Genomic DNA, 20843 nt, shown 5'->3' with positions numbered 1-20843 from the left:
GCGTCACCACCAGGAGGAGTCGAGACGGCCCTCGATCGAGCGGATGTTGGCGCGGGCGCAGTCCTCGCAGAAGTAGCTGCGCCGGCCGTTCTCCACCGAACAGGTCCAGGTCAGCGGCAGGGTCTCGGCGGTCTTGCCGCAGCGCGCGCAGGCGACGGGTCCCTCGGGGGTACGGGCGTCGTTCATCTTCGTGACGATAACCCGACAAGGCCCCGCGGACCCGACAACGCACCGCGGGGGCCGGTCCTGACGGACCGGCCCCCGCGACGGCGCCCCTGGGGGCGCGAGGTCACTGCCTAGTGCATGACGGCCATGGCCAGCGCGCGGCGGGCACGCAGCGAGACGCGCTCGGCGCGGCGCTGCATGCGCCGGGCGGCGACCAGGCGCAGGGCCTGGCGTTCCGCCTCGGCCTCATGCCGTCGCTGGTCCATATGCGCACGGGCGAGGGCTTCTGGGATGAGTTGCATTTCACGGGTCCTGTTCTGACGCGCGGTGGGCGCGGCGGACGGGGAGAAGACTGGGGTCGCGAAGCCGACGGGCTCGCTTGCGGAAGAGGTCATCGGGGCCTGCTTCTGGGGATCGTGCGTGAGGGGGCGGTCGATGGTTCCGGTGGCGCTCATGCCGCGACCGGGTTCTTGCGCGGGCGGCCACGGGGCCGCTTGCGGGCGACGACCACGCCCTGGACGAAGAGCTCGCCACCCCAGACACCCCAGGGCTCGCGGCGCTCCTTGGCACCGGCCAGGCAGGCCGCCACGAGGGGGCAGGTCTGGCAGAGGGACTTCGCGTACTCGACGTCGGCCGGGGACTCCGCGAAGAAGACCTCCGGGTCGTAGGCGCGACAGGGGACGGGGACGCCGAGGTTCTCGATGGCGTCGTCCAGCGCGGTGAGCGCGGTGAGGGGGGTGACGGGGGTCAAAGCGGGGTCCTCCGTGAGGCCGGGCAGGGGGATCGAATCGGAAGGCGGTACGGACGGGGCGTGCGCTTCGAGTTGCACGGTGGTCTTTCCTCGTCTGGTCGTTCCGGCCTGTTGACCGGGGTTTCGGCTGGTACCGGGTGGTATCTGTCCCGAGGCGCCTTCACGCCGTCGTCCCCGTTCGGGGACAAACAGAAGGGCCGCGGATCCCGGGTGGGGTTCCGCGGCCCTGAAGGCGCCGGTCTGATCATGGATCAGACTGGATCACTCCAGGGTTCGAGCCCACGGAAGGCCCACATCGTGTGGTGGTGCTTCGTCGTCTGCTGGTTGCCGGCACTGGTCGCCGCAAAGCCATAGGCCGAGGCCTTGCCTGCTGCTACTGCTTCCAGTGCCTTGGTCGGTCGCTCGTCGCGGCGCTCGATGGCGGCCATGCCGAGACCGGAGAGTCCGGAGACGGGAAGACCGGTGACGGGCAGGCCGGCGACAGGCAGACCGGTGCCAATGAACGCCGAGGCGGAAAGGCCGAGGGTGCAGGCGGAGACGACGGAGCGATCGGTCATTTTGGCGGTGCTGACGAAGCTGGCGGTGCTGGTCTGGATGGTGTAGCTGATCACTGGAATCGCCTCCTCTCGGCGTCTCGGAGGGCTCGGGTGCGAGCCGGACCCTCATGTTCTATTGGACAAGTACAGCACGAAGACAGGGCTTCGAAGAAGCCGCCGTGTCCGTGGTTAAGAACCTATGGGGCTTGACGGGGCGTGCGCAAACTATTTTTCCGACGAGTTTTCCTCAGCTCTCCCCGTCTCCCGCCCCACCCACCCCACCTGCGCAGATGGCCAGGACCTCGTCCCCGAAGCGGTCCAGCTTGCGGGCACCGACCCCGGAGATCGACGAGAGCTCTCCACCGGTGGAGGGGACACGCTCGGCGATGGCCATGAGGGTCTTGTCGGTGAACACGCAATAGGCCGGCTGGCCGAGCTCCCTGGCCTGATCCGAGCGCCAGTCGCGGAGCCGCTCGTACAGCGCCTCGTCCATGTCCGACGGGCAGTCCTCGCAGCGCATCAGCTTCATCGCGCCCGCCTCGGTGAGGGTCGCCCCGCAGACCCGGCACAGGACGGGGCCGCGCGGCTTGCGCCGGCCCGCTCCGCCGCCGCGCTCGAAGGAAGCGGAGCCGTAACCGCCGGAGCCCGTGGCGCCGAGCGTCCCCGAGCCGGGTCGTAGTCCCTTGAGGAAGTGGCTGGGGCGCCGGGAGGCCCGGCCGCCCGGGGAGCGGGAGAGCGCCCAGGAGAGCGTGAGGTGGAGCCGGGCGCGGGTGACGCCGACGTACAGCAGGCGCCGCTCCTCCTCGACCTGCTCGTCGGTCTTGGCGTAGGTGATGGGCATCATGCCCTCGGTGAGGCCGACCAGGAAGACGGCGTCCCATTCGAGGCCCTTGGCGGCGTGCAGCGAGGCGAGGGTGACGCCCTGGACGGTCGGGGCGTGCTGGGCCGCGGCGCGCTCGTCCAGTTCCGCGACCAGGTCGGAGAGGGTGGCGCCGGGCTTGGCGCGGGCGAAGTCCTCGGCGAGCCGGACGAGGGCGGCGAGGGACTCCCAGCGGTCGCGGACGGAGCCGGAGCCGGTGGGCGGCTGACCGGTCCAGCCCTTGGTGGAGAGGACGGCCCTGACCTGCGCGGGCAGGTCCTCGACGTCGTCGAGGAGGGAGTCGTTGCCCCCGGCGCGGGCGGCGCCGCGCAGCGCGATGCCCGCCTCCCGTACCTCCTGGCGCTCGAAGAAGCGCTCGGCGCCGCGGAGCTGGTAGGGCACTCCGGCGTCGGCGAGGGCCTGCTCGTAGACCTCGGACTGGGCGTTGATCCGGTAGAGGACGGCGATCTCGCCGGCCGGGACTCCGGCGGCGATGAGGTCCCTGATGCGGCGGGCGGTGCCCTCGGCCTCGGTCGGCTCGTCGGCGTACTCCGTGTAGACGGGCTCGGGGCCCGGGTCGCGCTGGGAGATCAGTTCCAGGCGGTGCTCGGCGGCCCGGCCGCGGGCCTGGCCGAGCAGTCCGTTGGCGAGGTGGACGACCTGCGGGGTGGAGCGGTAGTCGCGGACGAGCTTGACGACCGTGGCGCCCGGGTGCCGGGTGCGGAAGTTCAGCAGGTGGTCGGGGGTGGCGCCGGTGAAGGAGTAGATGGTCTGGCTGGCGTCGCCGACGACGCAGAGGTTGTCGCGGTCACCGAGCCACAGGTCGAGCAGCCGCTGCTGGAGCGGTGAGACGTCCTGGTACTCGTCCACCACGAAGTGCTGGTACTGGCGGCGGATCTGGTCGGCGATGTCGTGCCGGTCCTGGAGGATGCCGACGGTGAGCAGCAGCACGTCCTCGAAGTCGATCACCGAGCGGTCGCGCTTCAGCTGCTCGTACATGGCATAGATCTGGCCAATTTCCGCCGGGTCCCGGGGGGCGTCCCTGACGGACTTGGCGACGACGGCCGGGTAGTCGGCGGGGACGGTCTGGGTGACCTTGGCCCACTCGATCTCCCCGGTGACGTCCCTGAGCTCGTTCCGGTCGAGCCGGATCCGGCAGCGGGCCGCGGCCTCGGCGACCAGCTGAACCTTCCGCTCCAGCAGCCGGGGCAGATCGCCACCGACTGCTTTCGGCCAGAAGAACTGGAGCTGGCGGAGGGCCGCGGAGTGGAACGTACGGGCCTGGACGCCGCCCGCGCCGAGCTCGCGGAGCCGGCCGCGCATCTCGCCCGCGGCGCGGTTGGTGAAGGTGACGGCCAGCACACTGGCGGGCTGGAGTATGCCCGCCCGCACCCCGTACGCGATCCGGTGGGTGATGGCCCGCGTCTTGCCCGTGCCGGCTCCCGCCAGCACGCACACCGGGCCGTTCAGGGCCAGGGCGACCTCGCGCTGCTCCGGGTCGAGCCCGTCGAGCACCGCGTCGGCCGTCTCCGGGACCTGCGGGAAGAGAGTGGAGTGCGTTGCTGCTGTCACCCCCCAATGCTGCCAGGTCGCGGACGATCGGTGCCGAGCATTGTCCACAGGCCCGTGCCACCGGTCATACGAATTCCGGGAATGGCCCGGTCGGGGCGTACGTTCTTCTTCTCGGCACCCGTCAGCGAACGAAGAGGAGCGCCTCGCCATGCAGGGCACTGTGACGATGTACAGCACCACGTGGTGCGGCTACTGCCGTCGGCTGAAGAGCCAGATGGACCGCGAGGGCATCGCGTACACGGAGATCAACATCGAGCAGGACCCGGATTCGGCGGCGTTCGTCGAGAAGGCCAACGGCGGCAACCAGACCGTCCCGACCGTCCTCTTCCCGGACGGCTCGACGCTGACGAACCCGAGCCTCGCGCAGGTCAAGCAGAAGGTCGGCGTCTGAGCCGAAGCCGGGCCGGCGTCCGAGCCGGACCCGGACACGACGAAACCCCCGGCCGTGTGGCCGGGGGTTTCGTCGTGTTCGGGTCAGACCGCGTCGCCCGGCTTCGGGAGGGGCTTGCCGTACCAGCGTTCGATCAGCCGGGAGGCGATCGAGATGCCGTACGGCGGGAGGACCTCGCCGGACTCGAAGGCGGCGGTCATGTCGTCGCGGGAGAACCAGCGGGCCTCCTGGATCTCCTCGCCGTCGACGGTGATCTCCGAGGAGGTCGCGCGGGCGAAGAAGCCCAGCATGAGGCTGGACGGGAACGGCCAGGGCTGGCTGGCGATGTACTCGACCTCGCCGACCGTGACGCCGGCCTCCTCGAAGACCTCGCGGACGACCGACTGCTCGATGGACTCACCGGGCTCGACGAAACCGGCGAGGGTCGAGAAGCGGCCCTCCGGCCAGTGGACCTGGCGGCCCAGGAGGATGCGGTCCTGCTCGTCCGTGACCGCCATGATCACGGCCGGGTCGGTGCGCGGGTAGTGCTCGGCGCCGCAGGCCTGGCAGCGGCGGATGTGGCCGGCCGCCGCGATGACCGTGCGCTCGCCGCAGCGCGAGCAGAAGCGGTGGAGTCGCTGCCAGTTCTCCAGGGCCACCGCGTGCACCATCAGGCCCGCGTCGCGGTCCGAGAGCAGCAGGCCCGCCTCGCGGAGGCCTGCCGGGCGGGCGGACTGGTCCATGCGGCCCGGCAGGGAGTCCTTCTGGAGCGCGAAGTACGAGACGCCTTCGGCGTCGGTACCCAGGAAGTAGCGGTGGGTCTCGGTGACCGGGGCCTCGAACGCCGGGGTCATGACCAGTTCGGTCCGGCCGTCGGGGGTGTCGTCGATCAGCACCTGGCCGCCCGAGACCACGAAGACACGGGTCGTGGGGTGGCTCCAGGCGGCCGCGAGCCACGCCTCGTCGAGGCGGTGGTGCGCGGCGCGGTCGATGCCGCTCGCAGCGGTGAGCGAGATCGGGCGGTCCGCCGGCGCGTTCTTCAGGTCCGGCGCGTTCTTCAGGGTGCTCACAGGTGCTTTCCAACTCCCCCGGATCGGTGTGTGGGTTCGGCGCTCGGCGGCCAGGGCCGGTCAGACACGCCCTAGGGCGGCGGGCAGGTCGCCCCACAGGTGGGCGGTCGTCTCGACGCCCTTCATGAGGAGATCGAGTTCGATCTTCTCGTTGGGGGCGTGCCAGCCGTCGGACGGTACCGAGATGCCGAGGAACAGGACGGGCGCATCCAGGACGTCCTGGAGGTCGGCGGCCGGGCCCGAGCCGCCCTCGCGGGTGTAGCGGACCTTGGCGCCGTCGAAGGCCCGGCTCATGGCCCCGGCGACCGCCTTGAGGGCGGGGTGGTCCAGCGGGGTGAGGCAGGGACGGGTCGGGGCGCCGAAGACGATCCCGTACCGGATGCCGGCCGGGACGAGTCCGGCGAGCCAGTCCCGTACCGCGAGTTCGATCTTGTCCGGGTCCTGGCCCGCGACGAGGCGGAACGACAGCTTGAGCTGGGCGGAGGCGGGCACGATCGTCTTGCCGCCGGGGCCCTGGTAACCACCGCCGATGCCGTTGACCTCGGCCGTGGGGCGGGCCCAGACCCGCTCCAGGGTGGTGAAGCCGGCCTCGCCGAGCGTGCCGTGCGACTTCGCCGTACGCAGCCAGGCGTCCTCGTCGAAGGGCAGCTCGGCGACGAGGGCGCGCTCGGCGTCGGTGAGCTCCGTCACTCCCTCGTAGAAGCCGGGGATCGCCACGCGCTCGTGCTCGTCGTGGAGCGCGGCGACGATCCGGCCGGCGACGGTGGCCGGGTTCGGGACGGCGCCGCCGAAGGAGCCGGAGTGGATGTCCTGGTCGGGGCCGTACAGCTCGATCTCGCAGTCGGCGACCCCGCGCATGCCGGTGCAGACGGTGGGGGTGGTCTCGGACCACATGCCGGTGTCGGAGACGATCACGGCATCGGCGGCGAGCCGCTCCGCGTGCGCCTCGACCAGGGCGCGGAAGTGCGGGGATCCCGACTCCTCCTCGCCCTCGACGATCAGCTTGAGGTGCACGGCGGGCGCCGTGCGGCCGGTGGCGGCGAGGTGGGCGCGGACGCCGAGGGTGTGGAAGAACACCTGGCCCTTGTCGTCGGCGGCCCCGCGCGCGTACATCCGGCCGTCGACCACGGTCGGTTCGAAAGGGTCCGTGTGCCAGCCGTCCTCGCGGGCCGCGGGCTGCACGTCGTGGTGGCCGTAGACGAGGACGGTCGGGGCGTCGGGCTCGTCGGAGGGCCACTCGGCGAAGACCGCCGGGGCGCCATCGGTCTCCCAGACCTCGACGGTGGTGAACCCGGTCGCGGTGAGCTTGGCCGCGAGCCACTCGGCGCTGCGCCGTACGTCCCCCGCCCGGTCCGGCTGGGCGGACACGGAGGGGATGCGCAGCCACTCGGCCAGGTCGCCGAGGAAGGCGGCGCGGTGCTGGTCGATGTACGTGCGTACGGCGTGGACGGCGCTGTCCGGGGTCTCGCTCATGCCTCCGAGCCTATCCGGCGTCCGGGGGTGCTCCGCCAAGCAGGATGGCTTCGAGCTCGGCCCGGCCCGGCAGGCGGGCGGGCCTGGCCACCTCACCCGTACGGACGTAGACGAAGGCGGCGGCCACGTCCTCGGGCGCGAGGCCGTGCTGCTCGGCCCAGGCGAGCCGGTAGATGGCGAGCTGGAGGGGGTCGGCGGTGCGCACCCGGCTGGTCTTCCAGTCGACGATCTCGTACGCGCCGGAGTCCGGGTCCCGGTAGACGGCGTCGATGCGGCCCCGCACGACCCGGCCGCCGAGGGTGAGGTGCACGGGGACCTCGACGCGGTACGGGGTGCGGCGGGCGTACGCGGTACGGCCGAAGGCCTCCTTGAGCTCGTCGAGGTCCCGCTCGTCGAGGATCTCGGGCTCGCCCGCGAAGTCTTCGCCGCCGGGCAGCTCCTCCGGGCCGAGGAACGGCAGCGGCAGCTCCTCGAAACGGGACTCCACCCAGGCGTGGAACCGGGTGCCCCGGCGGGCGGCCGGCTGCGGCGCCTTGGGCATGGGCCTGGCCAGCTCCTGGGCGAAGCCGTCGGGGTCGGCGGCGAGGCGCAGCACCTGGGAGGCGGAGAGGTAGGCGGGCAGGAGGACGTCCCGGGTGGTGGCGCGGGTACGGCGGAGTTCGGTGGTGAGGGCGGTGAGGTCGCGGTCCCAGGAGGCGATGGCGCGGGCGTCCTCGGGGGTGAGCGGATGGGCCTCCTCGCGGGGGGCCGGGACCGCGTCCGCGTGGGTGTCCTCCGGGAGGGCCTCCTCGTCCTCGTCCCAGACGGGTTCCTCCTCGTCCGGCCAGAGGTCCTCCGGGTGCGGGTCCTTGGGGTCGGTCGCCGCGCCAGGGGGGTTGTGCCCACCCTCCCCCGAGCTCTCGGCTTCGCTGGAGCAGGGGGCACCCCCATCGCCCTGCGGGACGATGGCCCACAACCTGGCCCGCACCTGGTCCGCGGCTTCCTTGCGGCGCTTGAACGAGTCCGCGTCCAGCGGCAGCGGCCACGCCAGATCCCCGTCCCGGTCCGCCGACGACGGGTTCTCCGCGTCCTTCTCCGGTGCCTCCGTCCAGGCCTCGATGTCGCCGTGGCCCGCCGCGCAGTGGTCGTACAGGGCGCGCATGAAGTCGGAGGGGCCGCGGGGCTTCTTCTGGGTCGGGCCCCACCAGTGGGCGGAGCCGAGAAGGAGGGAGCGGGGGCGGGTGAAGGTGACGTAGCCGAGGCGGAGCTCCTCGGTGTGCTGGTGGTCCCGCATGTCGTTCTTGAAGGCGGTGAGGGACTTCGCGTTCCACGCGCCGATCGTCGGCAGGGTGGCCGCGTCGCCGCGGAGGTCGTGCGGGAGCACCTGCGGCTGGGAGGTCCACGCCTCACGCGCGCGCGTACTGGGGAACTGCCCGGTGACGAGGCCGGGGACGGCGACGACGTCCCACTCCAGGCCCTTGGACTTGTGGGCGGTGAGGACCTTGACGGTGTTCTCACCGCCCGGGAGGGCGTTGTCGAGGCCCTTCTCGAACTGGACGGCCGTGCGCAGGAAGCCGAGGAAGGCGAGCAGGCTGGCCTCGCCGTCGAGGGAGGCGAAGCCGGCGGCGATGTCGAGGAAGTGACCGAGGGTCTCGCGGCGGCGGGCGGCGAGCGCGTGCGGGGAGGCGGACAGCTCGACTTCGAGGCCGGTTGCCGTGAGCACCCGGTGCAGGACGTCCATGAGGGGGTCGGCGAGGGAGCCGCGCAGGGCGCGCAGTTCGGCGGCGAGGCGCGCGAAGCGGACCCGGGCGTCGGCGGAGAACGCCAGGCCGTCGTCGGCCGCGCCGCCGGAGTCGAGGAAGGTGTCGAGGGCGTCGGCGAGGGAGACGACCTCGGCCGGGTCGACGCCTTCGACGGCGGCGGCGAGCCGCTGCTCGGGGTCGGGTTCCTCGCCGCCCCGGTGGACCAGGAGCCGGGCCCTGCGCCCGAGGAGGGCGAGGTCCCGGGGGCCGATCCGCCAGCGCGGGCCGGTGAGGAGCCGGACGAGGGAGGCGTTGGCCCCGGGGTCCTGGAGGACCTCGCAGACGGCGACCAGGTCGGCGATCTCGGGCAGGTGGAGGAGGCCGGAGAGGCCGACGACCTCGACGGGCACGTCACGGGCGACGAGGGCCGCGTGGATGGCGGGGAAGTCGGTGGCGGTACGGCACAGGACGGCGATCTCGCCGGGCTCGCGGCCGGTGCGGACGAGGTGGGCGAGGGAGTCCGCGAGCCAGTCGATCTCCTCCGCGTGGGTGGGGAGGAGCGCGATGCGGACGCTGCCGTCGTTCTCGGCGCCGGGCGCGGGGCGCAGCGCCTCCACGCCCGCGTGCATGGCGCGCAGGGGGCCGGCGAGACCGTTGGCGAGGTCGAGGAGGCGGCCGCCGCTGCGCCGGTTCTCGGAGAGGGAGTAGCGGCTCGCGGGGCTGCCGTCCGCGTGCGGGAAGTGCTCGGGGAAGTCGTCCAGGTTGGCGACGGAGGCGCCGCGCCAGCCGTAGATGGCCTGGCAGGGGTCGCCGACCGCGGTCACGGCGTGGCCGGTGCCGGTGCCGGTGCCGGTGGTGCTCTGGCCGAAGAGGCCGGAGAGCAGCAGCCGCTGGGCGACGGACGTGTCCTGGTACTCGTCGAGGAGGACGACCCGGAACTCCGCGCGGAGGATCTCGCCGACCTCGGGCCGGGTGGTGGCCAGTTCGGCGGAGCGGGCGATCTGGTCGCCGAAGTCGAGCAGGTCACGGGAGCGTTTGGCGGCGCGGTAGCGGACGACGAGGTCGAGGAGTTCCCGGCGGGCGGCGGCGGCCTCGGGGACCTTGCGCAGTTCGGCGTTGCTGAGCTTGACGTCGGCGAGGCCGGTGAGCAGCTCGGAGTCGTACGCGAGGAGCCGCTCGGGCGGTACGAGGTGTTCGGCGAGCTCGGCGTCGAGGGCGAGCAGGTCGGTGATGAGGGTCGGGAAGGACCGGGTGAGGGCCGGGTACGGGCCGGGGGCCTCGCGCAGGACGCGGGCGGCGAGCTGGTAGCGGGTGGCGTCGGCGAGGAGCCGGGAGGTGGGTTCGAGGCCGATGCGGAGCCCGTGGTCGGTGAGGAGTTGCCCGGCGAACGCGTGGTACGTAGAGATGCGGGGCTCGCCCGGGGGGTTGTCCGGGTCGATGACGTCGGGGTCGGTGACTCCGGCGCGGACGAGGGCGGTGCGGACGCGCTCGGCGAGTTCTCCCGCGGCCTTGTTGGTGAAGGTGAGACCGAGGACCTGCTCGGGGGCCACCTGGCCCGTGCCGACCAGCCAGACCACCCGGGCGGCCATCACCGTGGTCTTGCCGGAGCCGGCTCCGGCCACGACGACCTGCGGGGCGAGCGGCGCGGTGATGCAGGCCGTCTGCTCCGGGGTGAAGGGGATGCCGAGGAGCTCCTTGAGCTGCTCGGGGTCGGTGATGCGTGCGGTCACCTCAAAGAGGCTAACGCGGACCACCGACAGTCCGGTCCCGCCCGGTCTGCCCGGTGCACCTCACGTGGGCTCACGCGGGCGTGCTTCTCTGCAGCTTGGAGAGGTCGACCGTCTCGTCGGCGGGCGGGACGACCACCTTCACGGGCTTGTCGTAGTCGGAGAGCGTCATCGAGCCGGGTTCGTCGCCGCCGGTCTTGACCATCTTCAGGATGTACGGCTTGCCCTCCCGGGCGACGGACACGGTGGTGGTCTCACCGCCGTCCTTCTTCTTCACCAGCGTCGCGACGGGGGTGCCGTCGACCTCGGCGTCGGGGCCCCTGGTCAGTCCCTCGCCCTCCGCCTTCTCCTCGTCCTTGTCCTTGTCGAGGTCGGCGAGTAGTTCCTTCAGGTCGCAGACGCCGCCGAGGTCGCCGCTGCCCGGCTGCCCCGGAGCGATCTTCAGCCAGCGGCCCTTGACCAGCTCGATCGTGGTGTCGATCTGCGCCTCGGACATCCCCTGGGAGGTCATGGAGGCGCGCCAGAAGGCCTCGTCGCCCTTCATGTAGGTGATCTCGTCGAGGCGGCGGAGTTCCGCTGTGCCGCCCTCGATCTTCATGACGCCTGTGCACTCAAAGCGGTCGTTGACGGCGAAGTCGATGTCGAGCGGCTGGCCGTCCGTGACGATCCGGCCCGCCATGCGGAGCGAGGTCGCCGAGCGGGTAGCGGTGACGGCCTTGTCGCCGATCTCGTCGGGGGTGAGGTCGGCGAAGGGATCCGGGGACGGGGCCAGGGCCGCCGGGGCGGCCGCGGCCACGGCCACTGCGGCCGGCGCGGCCTGGCCGGCGCCGGCCGGAGGGCCCGCCGTCGCCGCCCAGGCCGCCGTCGGCACGGGACCGGCGACGACGGCCGCGCAGACGACGGCGGCGGCAAGGAGCTTTCGGTCGGGACGGGGCGCCATGTGAGCCTCCTCGCGGATTCCCCGAGGGCTCTCACCAGGGTCGCCCCACGCGCGCGTGGCCGCTACTCCTGCCGTGGGAGGGGCGTGGGGAAGGGCGTCAGGAGGCGCCCTTCATCAGCTCCTCCATGTCGACGGTCTGGTCGGCCGGCGGGGCCGTGGCGGTGACCGGCTTGTCGAAGTCGCTCAGGGTGGTCGTGCCGGGCTCCTCGCCGCCGGTCTCCACGACGCGCAGGACGTACGGCTTGGCCGCGTCCTTGGCGACGTAGAAGGTGGTGGTCTCGCCCTTCTCGCCCTTCTTCGTCAGGGTGACGGCGGGCTTGCCGTCGACATCGGCGTCGGCGCCGCGGGTCAGGCCCTTGCGCGGCGTGTCCTCGTCCATGTCCTTGACGATGGTCTTGAGGTCGCAGAAGGCGGAGGGGCTGTCCGAGCCGGCGTCGGCGGGCATCTTCAGCCAGCGGCCCTTGAGCATCTCGCCCATGGCGCCGGACTCGTCCGCCGAGGCGCCGTCCTCGCCGCCGCTGGAGCGCCAGAAGGTGTCGTCGCCCTTCATGTAGCTGACGCCGCCGGTGCCGATGAGTTCGGCCTTGCCGCCCTTGGGGGCCTGCATCGAGCCCTTGCAGTTGCCCTTGTCGTCGACGGAGAAGTCGACCGTCAGCTCGTCACCGTCGGACTTGCCGGTGCCGTGCATACGAAGCGCGGTGGCCGCCTTCGTCGTCTCGACGGCCTTGTCCGCGATGGCGTCCGCGGTGAGGCCCGTGAAGGGGTCGGCGGGCTTGTCCTCACCCTTGGAACAGCCCGTGACACCGGCGACCACGGCCACGCAGACCGTCGCCACTGCCCAGAGCTTCCTGTTGGCCCTCATGCGCGTACTCCCTCAGCGTCTTTCACAGCTTGTCTTCACGCCGCCCTTGTGAGGGCGACGCGGAGAGAGTGACCTCGCAGGGCGTGCGAAGGATGTACGGACAGGAACGTGACGCTCCCCACAAGGCGAAGGAAAGAAGAGCGGCAGCTCACGTACATCCTCACTGTCAGTCGACGACCTGGCGGCCCTCCGGCTGGGCGCTGCACGACGCCCGGAAGGCACAGTTCGCGCAGTGCTGACCGGTGGTCGGGGAGAAGCGCTCGTCGAGGACCCGGCCGGCCGCGGTGGCGAGCAGGTCGCCGACCCACTCCCCCGCCAGCGGCTCCTGCGCCTGGACCTTCGGGAGGGCGTCGCCGCCCTCCTTCTGGGGGGCGGGCTGCCGCAGCTGTACGAGTTCGGCGCCGCCCGGCTCCGGTCGGCGGCCGTCGAAGACCTCGTCGAGGGCGCCCTCCCGTACCGCGAGCTGGTAGACGGCGAGCTGCGGGTGGTGGGCGACCTCGTCGCGGGTGGGCGCCGACTTGCCGGTCTTGAAGTCGACGACGTACGCGCGGCCCTGCTCGTCCGTCTCGACGCGGTCCATCGAGCCCCGGATGCGGACCTCGTACTCGCCCGCCTCCAGGGTCACGTCGAAGCCGTGTTCCGAGGCGGCGGGGGTGCGGCCGCCCCGGTCCATGACGTGCCAGCTCAGGAAGCGTTCGAGGGCCACGCGCGCGTGCTGCTTCTCCTGGGCCGACTTCCAGGGGGCGTCGAAGGCGAGGGCGTCCCAGACGGAGTCCAGGCGGGCCATGAGGACGTCGAGGTCCGCCGGAGTACGGCCGGAGGCGACCTCGTCGGCGAGGACGTGGACGACGTTGCCGAAACCCTGGGCGGCGGTGGCGGGGGCGGCGGCCTTGACCTCGCGGCCCAGGAACCACTGGAGGGAGCAGGTGGTGACCAGGTTCTCCAGGGCGCTCGGCGACAGGCCGACGGGCAGGTCGCGGTCGCGCAGCGGCACCGTGCTGTGCGTCGGCTCGAACAGGCCCCACCAGCGGTCGGGGTGCGCGGCGGGCACCAGCGGCTGACCGTCCTCGTCGGTGAGCGCGGCGAGTTCGGCGAGGCGCTGGACGGCCGCGTCCCTGAGCGCGGGCGAGGCCGCCGGGTCGACGGTGGTGGCGCGCAGTTCGGCGACCAGGGCGGAGACGGCGAGGGGGCGGCGGGGGCGGCCGGGGACGTCCTTCGGTTCGGCGCCGAGCTCGGTGAGGAACCGGGAGGGCTGGTCGCCGTCCTCGGCGGCGGCCTTCACCGCGGTGACGACGAGCCGGTCGCGGGCGCGGGTGGCGGCCACGTAGAAGAGCCGGCGTTCCTCGGCGAGGAGGGCGCCGGGGGTGAGGGGCTCGGCGAGGCCGTCGCGGCCGATCCGGTCGGCTTCGAGGAGGGATCCGCGGCGGCGCAGGTCGGGCCAGAGGCCCTCCTGGACGCCCGCGACGACGACGAGGCTCCATTCGAGGCCCTTGGAACGGTGGGCGGTCATCAGACGGACGGCGTCGGGGCGGGTGTGGCGTCGGGTGAGGGTGTCGGCGGCGATGTCCTGGGCGTCGAGCTCTTCGAGGAAGTTGAGGACACCGCGGCCGCCGACGCGTTCCTCGGCGCGGGCCGCGGTCTCGAAGAGGGCGCAGACGGCGTCGAGGTCGCGGTCGGCGTTGCGGCCGGCGGGGCCGCCGCGCAGGGCGGCGCGCTCCAGGCGGCCGGGCCAGGGGGTGCCGTTCCAGAGGACCCAGAGGGCCTCTTCGGCGGTACCGCCCGCCGCGAGCAGTGCCCGGGTCTCCCGGAGGAGGTCGCCGAGCCGCTTCGCGCCGCGGGTGTACGCGGGGTCGTGGGCGACGAGGCGCGTCGGCTCTGCGAGGGCGCGGGCGAGGAGGACGTCGGAGGGGGGCGGGACCTTGTTGCCGGCGGCCCTCTCCTCGTCCCTGAGGGCGCGGCCCAGGCGGCGGAGGTCGGCGGGGTCCACCCCGGCGAGGGGGGAGGCGAGCAGTTCGAGCGCGGTCTCCACGGGGAGCCAGGCGGTGGCGTCGGGCTCGGGCTCGGTGGAACGCACGCCCACGACCAGGCCCGCATCAGGCGCGGGCTCGCCCACAACCTGGTCCGACTCGGGCTCGGGCTCGGGCTCGCTCACGACCGGGTCCGGTGCCGCGCCCGCCACCGCGCGCAGGGCGAGGAGCAGGGGGGCCACCGCCGGTTCGTGGCGGAGCGGGGTGTCCGCCGCGTCGGTCTCCACCGGGACGCCCGCCGAGGTGAGGGCGCGGCGGAGGGAAGGGAGGGAGGCGGCGGCGCGGGTGAGGACGGCCATGTCCTGCCAGGGGACGCCGTCCTCCAGGTGGGCGCGGCGCAGCAGGTCGGCGATGTTCTCGGCCTCCGCGGAGGCCGTCGGGTACGTGTACGCCTCCGCCCCGCCGCCGTCCCGCGCCGCCGTGAGGTCGCGGTGGGCGCGGACCTTGTCGGCGGGGAGCCGGGGCATCGGCATCCGCTGGGCGAGCAGCCGGGTCGCCCCGAGCAGGCCGGCTCCGGAGCGGCGGGCGGTGCGCAGGACGCGTACGTCGGCGCCGCCGAAGGAGGAGGGGAAGTCGAGGATGCCGTTCACGTCGGCGCCGCGGAAGGCGTAGATGGACTGGTCGGGGTCGCCGAAGGCGACCACCGTGCGGCGTCCGCCGCCCGCGAGCGCGTGGAGGAGCCGGACCTGCGCCGGGTCGGTGTCCTGGTACTCGTCGACGTACACCGCGTCGTACGCGGGCAGGCTGATGTCCTCGGCGAGGAGGACGGCCCGGTGGACGAGTTCCGTGTAGTCGAGGACGCCCTGGAGGTCGAGGACGTCGAGGTACTCGGCGAGGAAGCCGGCCGCGGCCTTCCAGTCGGGGCGGCCGACGCGGTCGGCGAACCGGGCGAGCGCGTCGGGTCCGAGGCCGAGCTCCCGGGAGCGCGCGAGGACGGCCCGTACCTCGTCGGCGAAGCCGCGGGTGGTGAGGCAGGCGCGCAGTTCGTCGGGCCAGCGGATGCTCCCGAGGCCGCTCTTCCCCAGGTCGACGTGGCCGGCGAGCAGCTCGCGCACGGCGAGGTCCTGCTCGGGTCCTGAGAGGAGCCGCAGGGGTTCGGCGAAGAGCTCGGCGTCCTGGTGGGCGCGGATCAGGGCGTAGCAGTACGAGTGGAAGGTGGTGGCCTGGGGCGGGCGGCGGCCGCCGAGCCGGGCGGCCATGCGGTCGCGGAGTTCGACGGCGGCCTTGCGGCTGAAGGTGAGGACGAGGAGGCGCTCGGGGTCGGCGCCGTTCTCCATGCGGGCGGCGACGGACTCGACCAGGGTCGTGGTCTTGCCGGTGCCGGGTCCTGCGAGGACGAGAAGCGGTCCGCCGGTGTGGTCAACCACTTCCCGTTGGGCTGCGTCCAGGTGAGGGGGATCCATCGGGGCCGGCGTGGTACGCACCAGTCGGTACGCGCCCGGGGTCCGCTGCCGTCCCGGACCGGGGTACGGCTGTCCCTGGTGCGGCGGCGTACGCCGGGTGGTGGAGGAGGTACTCACGTGGGTCGCCGGTCCTGGTGGGAGTGGTGGTGCGGGTGAGGCGGTCGTCCGCCGCGGCCGGCAGGCGAGCGCGCCGGCCCGCCGTCGCGGAGGACGCGAACGTCGACGTTACGCGAAACGGCCCGTCGCCGAGCCGTACTCCGGGCCCCGTTCCACCCTCCGGGCGGAGCCGTACGCGCCCCGGGCGGAGCCGTATCCGCCGTGTCCGGCCGGTCCCACCCCGGCCGGGTCCCTCAGGTGTGAGTTCCGTCCCAGCGCGCCCGCCGCATGTCGATGCGCGGTACGTGTCCCTCGGCGGCGCGGCCGGCCTCGCGCAGCGGGGTGCCCTCCTCGCGGTAGTGGCCGAGGGCCCGCAGCTCGTGTCCCGGCAGCAGCGTGCCGTCCGCGCGGACCACCCGCCACCAGGGCGCCGTCCCGCCGTACAGGGCCATCACCCGGCCGACCTGACGCGGCCCGCCCTCGCCCAGCCACTCGGCGACGTCGCCGTAGGTCATCACCCGGCCGGGCGGGATCCCGTCGGCGACGTCGAGCACCCGCTCCGCGTACTCGGGCAGTTCTCCGGTCTCCCCCACAGGCTCCTCCATGCTCATCCGCCCCATCGTGCCTCACCCCACCGACATGGCCCTGATGCCTCCGTGCGGCGGCTCTTCATGCCACCATCGTGCGGGCGGTGACTGGTGATACGAGATCAAGAGCGACAAGTACAAGAACAAACGCACAGACAAGAACAAACTGACGAACAAGAACGAGAACGAGAACAACGCGACGCGCATGCAGAGACGGACATGGTGATGGGGCAGGAGACGCAGCCTCCCGAGGAGGGCAAGGCCGACGTGCCCGAGCGCGTCTCCGGTGACGAACCGCTGCTCGCCGCCCGCGTGCACCGGCCCTCCGACCTCATGCGGCTGCTCGCCGGTCTCCTCGCCATCGCCCTGGTCATCGCCGTCGCCGCGTTCGCCCACGCGACGACCTCCGGCCTGGAGGAGGACATCAACAAGGGCGCCGTCGGCGCACCCGACGTCTTCGTCAAGATCGCCGGACTCGTCTCCTCCATCGCCGTCCTGCTCGTCCCCGTGGCCTTCGCCATCGAGCGCCTGATCAAACGGGACGGCCTGCGCATCGCCGACGGCGTCCTCGCCGCCGTCCTCGCGCACGGCGTCACCCTCGCCACCGACCTCTGGGTCGCCCAGGCCGCGCCCGGCACGATCCAGGACGCGCTGACCCAGGCGCAGTCCGGCGGCGGGCTCACCGACCCGGTCCACAACTACCTGGCCCCGGTGATCGCGTACATGACCGCCGTCGGCATGGCCCGCAGGCCGCGCTGGCGGGTCTCGCTCTGGGCGGTGCTGCTGCTCGACGCGTTCACGATGCTGGTGGCCGGCTACACCACCGCGCTCTCGATCATCCTGACCGTCCTGATCGGCTGGACGGTGGCGTACGGCACGCTGTACGCGGTCGGCTCCCCCAACGTCCGGCCCACCGGGCAGACCCTCCTCGCCGGCCTGCGCCGGGTCGGCTTCCGGCCGGTGACGGCGCTGCGCGCCGAGGGAGTGCCCGACGCGGCGGACAGCGGCGACCGGGGCCGCCGGTACATCGTGACCCTGGAGGAGGGGCCGCCGCTCGACGTCACCGTCGTCGACCGGGAACAGCAGGCGCACGGCTTCTTCTACCGCGCGTGGCGCAGGCTCACCCTCCGGACGATCACCACCCGCCGTTCGATCGTCTCGCTCCGCCAGGCCCTGGAACAGGAGGCGCTCCTCGCGTACGCGGCGATCGCCGCCGGGGCGAACGCGCCGAAGCTGATCGCCACCTCTGAGCTCGGCCCGGACGCCGTGATGCTGGTGTACGAGCACATCGGCGGCCGGAGCCTGGACTCGCTGGACGACCACGAGATCACCGACGAACTGGTCCGCAGCGCCTTCCGGCAGATGCGGGCGCTCCAGTCGCGCCGGATCGCCCACCGCAGGCTCACCGGCGACGCGATTCTGGTGGATCGTTCCGGCAGAGTGATCCTCACCGATCTGCGCGGCGGCGAGATCGCCGCCGGCGATCTGATCCTGCGGATGGACATCGCCCAGCTGCTCACCACCCTGGGCCTGCGGGTCGGGGCCGAGCGGGCGGTAGCCGCGGCCGTCGACGTGCTCGGCCCGGACACCGTCGCCGACTGCCTGCCGCTGCTCCAGCCCATCGCGCTGAGCCGCTCCACGCGCGCGACGCTGCGGAAACTGGCCCGGGAGCGGTCGGCCCGCGAGCGGGAGGCCGTGCTCGCCGCCTCGGAGGCGGCCAAGCACGAACGGGAGCTGGCGAAGGGCCACGCGGCGGAGGTCGCCGCGGACCCGACGCTCGTACGCGCCGAGACCAAGGCCGAGAAGAAGGCGGACAAGAAGGCCGAGAAGCGGGCCCTGGACACGGCCCTCGACGAGGCCCGCGAGGAGGATCTGCTCGCCCAGATCCGGCAGCAGGTGCTGCTGATCCGCCCGCAGGCCCCGGTGGAGCCGGTCCGGCTCGAACGGATCAAGCCGCGGACCCTGGTCAGCCTGATCGCCGGCGCGGTCGCCGCGTACTTCCTGCTCTCGCAGATCGCCCGCACCCCGCTCTCCACGATCAGTCAGGCGGACTGGCGGTGGGTCGCGGCGGCGGTCCTGTTCTCCGCCGTCAGCTACGTGGCGGCGGCGATGAGCCTGCTCGGCTTCGTACCGGAGCGGGTCGGGTTCTGGCGGACGGTGGTGGCGCAGGTCGCCGGCTCGTTCGTGAAGATCGTGGCCCCCGCGGCGGTCGGCGGTGTCGCCCTGAACACCCGCTTCCTCCAGCGCGCGGGCGTGCGGCCGGGGCTCGCGGTGGCGAGCGTCGGCGCCTCCCAGCTCTTCGGTCTCGGGGCGCACATCCTGCTCCTGCTCTCCTTCGGCTATCTGACGGGGACGGAGAAGTCGCAGTCCTTCACCCCGTCGAGGACGGTCATCGCCGGTCTCCTGACGGTCGCGGTGCTCGTCCTGGTCGTCACGGCGATCCCGTTCATGCGCAAGTTCGTGTCGACCCGGCTGCGGTCGCTGTTCGCCGGTGTGGTGCCGCGCATGCTGGACGTGCTCCAGCGGCCGATGAAGCTGGTCACCGGCATCGGCGGGATGCTGCTCCTCACCGGTGTGTTCGTCCTCTGTCTGGACGCCTCGATCCGGGCCTTCAGCAACGGGAACCAGACGATCAGCTACGCGAGCGTCGCGGTCGTCTTCCTCGCGGGCAACGCGCTCGGCTCGGCGGCGCCGACGCCGGGCGGTGTCGGCGCGGTCGAGGGCGCGCTGACCTTCGGTCTGGTCGCGGTGGGCCTGCCGCTGGAGGTCGCCACCCCGGCCGTCCTGCTCTACCGCCTGCTCACCCTGTGGATCCCGGTGCTGCCGGGCTGGCTCTGCTTCAACTGGCTGACGAAGCGCGAGGCGCTGTGACCGGCCGAGCCCGGTAGTCCGGATCCGGGATAACCCGCCGAGGCCGGTAGTCCGGATCCGGGATACCCGCCGAGACCGGTAGTCCGGATCCTGGCTAGCCGCGGAGCCCGGCAGTCCGCAATCCGGGCTCCGCCGGCCCCCGGCCACCCGCATGGACCTCCGTCCCGCGCGGCCTCGGGGGCGGCGGCCCACGATGGGGTCATGCCGATCTCCGCCGCCCAGCGCGCCGCTCTGCTGACCGCCACCACCGTGCTGCTCGCCGCCGGGTGCTCGGGCGGGGGCGACGACGCGGCGGATCCGACGAAGCCGAGCGGCTCGGCCGGGCTCCCGGCCCTCGCGGCGCAGAAACTCGCCTGGGCCCCCTGCCCGGCGCCGTCCGCCGCCGAGGGCGGCGGCGAGCCGCCCTCGCCGCTCCCCGGCGGCACCGCCTGGGAGTGCTCCTTCCTCCAGACGCCGCTCGACTGGGCGGTGCCGGAGGGCGAGACGATCGAGCTGGCGCTGATCCGGGCCCGGGCCCGCGACAAGGACCGGCGGATCGGTTCGCTCGTCTTCAACTTCGGCGGGCCAGGCGGCTCCGGCATCACCGGGCTTCCCGGCTTCGCCAAGGACTACGAGACCCTGCGCGGGCGCTACGACCTGGTCTCCTTCGACCCGCGCGGGGTGGGCCGCAGCGACCCCGTCGAATGCGCGACCGACAAGGAGCTCGACGCGTACTACGCCCTGGACTTCACACCCGACGACGAGACCGAGGAACGGACGCTCTCCGAGGCGCAGAAAAAGTACGCGTCCGGCTGCGAGAAGGACGCCGGCCGGGCCCTGCCGCACGTCGGCACCGAGAACGCCGCCCGGGACATGGACCTCATGCGCCAGGTCCTCGGGGACACGAAGCTCCACTACTTCGGAATCTCGTACGGCACCGAACTCGGCGGCGTCTACGCCCATCTGTTCCCGAAGAACGTCGGCAGGGCCGTCTTCGACGCCGTCGTCGACCCGGACGCGGGAGTCGAGGAGGGCGCGCTCGGCCAGGCGAAGGGCTTCCAGCTCGCCCTGGACAACTTCGCACAGGACTGCGTGGACCGGGGCGACGAGTGCACCCTGCCCGGCACGAGCGTCGCCGAGATCGAGTCCTTCGTCACGGAGCTGCTCGCGGCCCTCGACAAGGAGCCGATCCCCGGCATCGGCGACCGGAAGCTGACCCAGACGCAGGCCACCAACGGCATCGCGCAGGCCCTGTACTCCAAGGAGTTCTGGACCTATCTGGAGCAGGGGCTCGACGCGGCCGACGGCGGCGACGGGGCGCTGCTCCTGTCCCTCTCCGACTCGATGAACGGGCGCGGCCAGAACGGCTCGTACAGCAACATCCAGGCCGCCAACGCCGCCATCAACTGCGTGGACTTCAAGGAGCGCTACACCCTCGGCCAGGCGAAGGAGCGGCTCGGCGAGTTCCGGGAGGCCTCCCCCGTCTTCGGCGACTTCATGGGCTGGGCCCTCTCCAGCTGCTCGCAGTGGCCGGTGGCGGGCACCTGGGAGCACCCGGACGTGTCCGCGCCCGGTTCCGCGCCGATCCTGGTCGTCGGCAACACCGGGGACCCGGCGACGCCGTACGAGGGCGCCCGGTCGATGGTGAAGGCGCTCGGCGACGGCGTCGGCGTGGAGCTGACGTACGAGGGCGAGGGCCATGGCGCGTACAACAGCGGCAGCGCGTGCGTGAAGAAGGCGGTCGACGCGTACCTCCTCGACGGCAAGGTCCCGACCTCCGGGACGGTGTGCAAGTAGGCGGGAAAATCGGGCCCATAGGATGGCCGCCTTGCCG

15 protein-coding genes are annotated in these 20843 nt (G+C 72.8%); 3 read left to right on the top strand and 12 right to left on the bottom strand.

The window, feature by feature from the left end; all coding sequences use genetic code 11:
• Positions 1–3: 3 nt before the first annotated feature.
• From ACIA8N_RS07995 to ACIA8N_RS07975, 5 genes are all read right to left on the bottom strand, one after another.
• Positions 4–186, bottom strand: coding sequence for a hypothetical protein (locus ACIA8N_RS07995; protein WP_365786848.1), 183 nt, complete (start codon positions 184–186; stop codon positions 4–6).
• A 110-nt stretch (positions 187–296) separates the two neighbouring features.
• A complete protein-coding gene (locus ACIA8N_RS07990; protein WP_030207473.1) occupies positions 297–620 on the bottom strand; it encodes a hypothetical protein in 324 nt (107 codons plus the stop codon).
• Positions 617–994, bottom strand: coding sequence for a WhiB family transcriptional regulator (locus tag ACIA8N_RS07985; protein WP_030207475.1), 378 nt, complete (start codon positions 992–994; stop codon positions 617–619). The genes ACIA8N_RS07990 and ACIA8N_RS07985 overlap by 4 nt, the downstream gene beginning before the upstream one ends.
• Before the next feature lie 173 nt (positions 995–1167).
• A complete protein-coding gene (locus ACIA8N_RS07980; protein WP_365785240.1) occupies positions 1168–1527 on the bottom strand; it encodes a hypothetical protein in 360 nt (119 codons plus the stop codon).
• Positions 1528–1699: 172 nt separating this feature from the next.
• Complete coding sequence (locus tag ACIA8N_RS07975) at positions 1700–3883, bottom strand: ATP-dependent DNA helicase UvrD2 (RefSeq protein WP_365785242.1); 2184 nt, start codon at positions 3881–3883, stop codon at positions 1700–1702.
• Positions 3884–4031: 148 nt separating this feature from the next.
• On the opposite strand from ACIA8N_RS07975, the gene ACIA8N_RS07970 reads away from it, so the two are divergent.
• Positions 4032–4274, top strand: a complete 243-nt coding sequence (locus tag ACIA8N_RS07970; RefSeq protein ID WP_004925982.1) for a mycoredoxin — start codon at positions 4032–4034, stop codon at positions 4272–4274.
• Positions 4275–4357: 83 nt separating this feature from the next.
• On the opposite strand, the gene nudC is transcribed toward ACIA8N_RS07970, so the two are convergent.
• The 7 genes from nudC to ACIA8N_RS07935 form a co-directional block, all read right to left on the bottom strand.
• Positions 4358–5314, bottom strand: coding sequence for an NAD(+) diphosphatase (gene nudC / locus ACIA8N_RS07965; RefSeq protein ID WP_365785334.1), 957 nt, complete (start codon positions 5312–5314; stop codon positions 4358–4360).
• Between the two features lie 69 nt (positions 5315–5383).
• Positions 5384–6796, bottom strand: a complete 1413-nt coding sequence (locus tag ACIA8N_RS07960) for a dipeptidase (protein ID WP_365785244.1) — start codon at positions 6794–6796, stop codon at positions 5384–5386.
• Positions 6797–6806: 10 nt separating this feature from the next.
• Positions 6807–10247, bottom strand: a complete 3441-nt coding sequence (locus ACIA8N_RS07955) for a UvrD-helicase domain-containing protein (protein ID WP_365785246.1) — start codon at positions 10245–10247, stop codon at positions 6807–6809.
• 70 nt (positions 10248–10317) lie between these two features.
• Entirely contained in the window at positions 10318–11184 is an 867-nt protein-coding gene (locus tag ACIA8N_RS07950; RefSeq protein WP_365785248.1) for a hypothetical protein, read from the bottom strand.
• A 97-nt stretch (positions 11185–11281) separates the two neighbouring features.
• Positions 11282–12046 carry a hypothetical protein gene (locus ACIA8N_RS07945; protein ID WP_365785250.1) on the bottom strand — a complete coding sequence of 255 codons (765 nt, stop codon included), beginning with the start codon at positions 12044–12046 and terminating at the stop codon, positions 11282–11284.
• Positions 12047–12212: 166 nt separating this feature from the next.
• Positions 12213–15593, bottom strand: a complete 3381-nt coding sequence (locus ACIA8N_RS07940) for an ATP-dependent DNA helicase (RefSeq protein ID WP_365785252.1) — start codon at positions 15591–15593, stop codon at positions 12213–12215.
• Positions 15594–15826: 233 nt separating this feature from the next.
• On the bottom strand, positions 15827–16192 hold the full coding sequence (locus ACIA8N_RS07935; RefSeq protein WP_030548499.1) for an MGMT family protein: 366 nt from the start codon (positions 16190–16192) through the stop codon (positions 15827–15829).
• 186 nt (positions 16193–16378) lie between these two features.
• Here ACIA8N_RS07935 and ACIA8N_RS07930 point away from each other — a divergent pair, with 186 nt between their 5' ends.
• Both ACIA8N_RS07930 and ACIA8N_RS07925 read left to right on the top strand, forming a co-directional pair.
• The gene (locus ACIA8N_RS07930; RefSeq protein WP_399415920.1) at positions 16379–19030 is read left to right on the top strand and encodes a flippase-like domain-containing protein; all 2652 of its coding nucleotides are present in this window, start codon (positions 16379–16381) and stop codon (positions 19028–19030) included.
• Between the two features lie 201 nt (positions 19031–19231).
• Positions 19232–20806: an alpha/beta hydrolase gene (locus ACIA8N_RS07925; protein ID WP_365785256.1), complete on the top strand. Its 1575-nt coding sequence runs from the start codon at positions 19232–19234 to the stop codon at positions 20804–20806.
• Positions 20807–20843 lie beyond the last annotated feature (37 nt).

Source organism: Streptomyces sp. NPDC051822 (assembly GCF_044452745.1).
Classification (GTDB): Bacteria; Actinomycetota; Actinomycetes; order Streptomycetales; family Streptomycetaceae; genus Streptomyces.
This window is presented reverse-complemented; position numbering and strand designations above follow the sequence as displayed.